The organism is Arthrobacter sp. HMWF013 (genome assembly GCF_003061105.1).
In the GTDB taxonomy this organism is placed as follows: Bacteria; Actinomycetota; Actinomycetes; order Actinomycetales; family Micrococcaceae; genus Arthrobacter.
The window spans coordinates 1-3,103 of sequence record NZ_QAIQ01000209.1 but is presented as its reverse complement, the minus strand read 5'-3'; the positions used below and the strand labels follow the sequence as shown (position 1 = coordinate 3,103).

The window sequence follows — 3,103 nt, the reverse complement described above, 5'->3', positions numbered from 1 at the left end:
CACCTGCACCAGCCCCCGCACCTGCTCCGGCTCCGGCTCCCGCACCGTCACCCGGCGGGTCCAATGAGACCGCCATCTCCGTGGCCATGTCCAAGGTGGGCGCGCCGTTCTTCTACCAATATGGCGGTACCGGCGCCTACGGCTTTGACTGCTCCGGCCTGGTGCAGACGGCGTTTGCCGCCGCCGGCAAGTACCTGCCGCGGACCGCGGCGCAGCAGTATGCCGCCGCCCCTGTCCACGTGCCCCTCTCGCAGGCCCAGCGAGGCGACCTGCTGGTCTGGGGTTCGTCTCCGGGTTTCTACCACGTGGCCATCTACCTGGGTAACGGCCAGGTGGTCCAGGCGCTGAATCCGGACGAGGGCATTGGCATCACGCAGCTCAGCCGGATGGCCGGGATGCAGCTCCACCCCTACGCCGCCCGCTACTGACCCCGCCCCGGGCTCCGGCAGGTTTCAAACCCCGGGGGGCGGAGCTCCCGGCCCGGTCCTCACGACAGGATGTCCTTGGTGACGAACCTGCCGTAGGCGAGCGCTCCGAAGACGGCGATGTAACCGGCCTGCAGCAGGGCGTTATCGGCGAACGAATCCCACAGCACCGGCTGGCGGAGGACATCGGCGAACCCGAACCAGTAATGACTGAACAGCCACGGATGCAGCCACTCCAGCTGGGGCAGCTGGTCCGCGATCTGTGATGCCACCGAAATCACCACCGTGGCCGCCATCGCGCCGACCGGGACCACAGTCAAGGTGGACACAAACAGCCCGATCGCCGATAGCCCCGCGAGTGAGACCGCAAGATAAGCAGCAATGAGGACCAGGCGGAGCGCCGCCTCAGGGGGCTGCACCACATCCCCCGACAGGAGCGTCACCGGCCCGATGGGGAACAGCGCCGCTCCGATGGCCGCCCCGGCGAGGGCCACGGTGATGGGCGCGGCCAGGCAGAAGGCCAGGGCGCCGGCGTACTTGACCAGCAGCAGCCGGATCCGCCCGGCTGGAGCCACGAGCAGGTAGCGGAGGGTGCCGAGGCTCGCCTCTCCGGCGATGGTGTCTCCGGCTACCACCCCGATGGTGAGGGGCAGGAACAGCGGCACGGCCACCAGCAGCGCCGTGACCGCCACGAACAGCCCGTTCTGCGTGATCCTGTCCAGGAACGCCGGCCCCCTTCCCGGCGGCACCGTTGAAGACAGCCGGACCGCGACAGCGATCAGTACCGGTATCGCGGCCAGCGCCAACAGCATGGCCAGCGTCCGCCGGCGCCTGAAAAGGGTCGTCAGCTCCGATGCCAGGAGGGACAGGCTCGATCCGCGGCCAAGGGCACTCACGCGGCTGGGAGCAGCTGCCTCACCGGGTGCATGTGGAGCACCGGGAGCAGCCTGTGCCGCTCCTGGAGCACGGGCCTGGTCCGGAGCTCCTGCTGTTTCAGGTCCACTACTGGGCAACGTCGAACCCCTCCCCTGTCAAGGCAACAAAACGTTCCTCGAGGCTCTCCCGTTCCACCGCAAAGCCACGGACCCGCACCCCTGCGGCCACCAGCTCGGCCACGATGTCCTCCGGGGCCTCCAGCCGGGCAGCAGCCGCGACGGCGGTCAGGACCTGTCCCTCCGCTTCCCGGTGGACGGTTCCCGGGGTCAGGCCCAACCGCACCAGGATCGCGGAGGCCGTCCCGGCGTCGGGCGTTATCAGGCGGATCCGCGTTTCGCCCGCCTGGCGCAGCTCGGCGAGCGGCCCCTGGGCCACCAGCCGTCCCGCGCTCATGATGGCCGCATGCGTGCAGATCTGTTCCACTTCCGCCAGCAGGTGGCTGGAGACGAAGACCGTGGCGCCGTCTGCGGCGAGGGACCGGACCAGGCTCCGCACCTCGCGCGTCCCCTGCGGATCCAGTCCGTTGGTGGGCTCATCGAGCACCAACAGATCCCGTGGTGACAGCAGCGCGTTGGCGATTCCCAGCCGCTGCTTCATCCCCAGCGAATAGGCGTGCACCCGTTTTCCGGCGGCGTGCGAGAGCCCCACCCGCTCGAGCGCGGCAGCCACGCGCGCGTTCCGGGTGGCAGGCGCCGCATGCCGGCTGGCGGCGTCGAGCCGGCGCAGGTTGGCCGTGCCGGACAGAAAGGGATAGAAAGCCGGCCCTTCCACCAGGGCACCGACGCGCGGGAGGACATCGTCCAGCCGCTGCGGCATCTGATGGCCCAGGACGTTGACTGTCCCGGCCGTCGCGGCGGCGAGGCCCAGGAGCATCCGGATAGTGGTGGTTTTGCCGGAACCGTTGGGACCCAGGAAGCCGAACACGGCGCCGTGCGGCACCGAGAGGTCCACACCATCAACCGCCAACTGCTGGCCGAACCTCTTGGTCAGGCCGCGCGTCTCTATGCTCAGGCCGGTTGCCCCGGCGGTCCTCACGCTGCGCCGGCGGCGGCCTGCAGCCGCTCTGCCGGAACCATCCCCACAAAGATCCTGCCGTCGTCGGTCAGCAGGACGTTGACCAGCGAGGTGGACAGGAGCCGCCCGCCGGGTACGACGACGGCGGCCTGGGACAGGAGCGGGTCCGTCAGTAAGGCCTCAGTCAGCTGCGCCCCCTGGCCGTCCGGCGGTGCAGGGAACCCGATCACCGATTCCCAGCCCTTTCCTGTCACGGTGGGCTTGGGCGCGCCGGCATCCCGCTGGTGAAGCTCACTTCCGGGAACCTGGTCCGGCGGGAGCATTCCCGGGTTTGCCGGACCGCCCTGGAAGCCCGGCATGCCCTGCTCATGCGTCATGCCCGGCTGATGCGGCATCATGGGGCCCTGCGGGAGCGGAAGCTCCTTGACCGTGGCACCCGGAGGAGTCGTGAAGTTGAACATCCCATCCTCCGGCGCTGCCAAGGTCAGGCTGGTGAAGCCCGCCTCGAATGCGGGTTCCTGCTGGCCTCGGGCTGAAACGGTAACCTTCAGCGGCATTCCCGTCTCGCCGTCAATGGCGATCACCGCCTTCTCCAGCAAGGTTCCGTCCGTCCGCGGCGCCAGGACCAGGCTGTACGCGGCCCGTCCGGCCACCTGGACCTCGGGGCCCACCGTCACTGAAGTGGAACTGTCCGCTGCGTCAAGGAACCGCTTGGCGAGTTCTTCGGG

At 69.4% G+C, this 3,103-nt stretch carries 4 protein-coding genes; 1 reads left to right on the top strand and 3 read right to left on the bottom strand.

What is annotated here, in order from left to right; genetic code table 11:
- Positions 1-428 (top strand): C40 family peptidase (locus tag DBR22_RS08880; RefSeq protein ID WP_146187441.1); only part of this gene is annotated, 428 nt, incomplete at its 5' end.
- A gap of 59 nt (positions 429-487) precedes the next feature.
- Here DBR22_RS08880 and DBR22_RS08875 read toward each other — a convergent pair.
- From DBR22_RS08875 to DBR22_RS23765, 3 genes are all read right to left on the bottom strand, one after another.
- Complete coding sequence (locus DBR22_RS08875) at positions 488-1,321, bottom strand: ABC transporter permease (RefSeq protein WP_258229108.1); 834 nt, start codon at positions 1,319-1,321, stop codon at positions 488-490.
- A gap of 106 nt (positions 1,322-1,427) precedes the next feature.
- The gene (locus DBR22_RS08870; protein ID WP_258229107.1) at positions 1,428-2,396 is read right to left on the bottom strand and encodes an ABC transporter ATP-binding protein; all 969 of its coding nucleotides are present in this window, start codon (positions 2,394-2,396) and stop codon (positions 1,428-1,430) included.
- Positions 2,393-3,103: LolA family protein (locus DBR22_RS23765; protein ID WP_375134942.1), on the bottom strand; the 711-nt coding region annotated here is incomplete at its 5' end. The genes DBR22_RS23765 and DBR22_RS08870, both read right to left, overlap by 4 nt.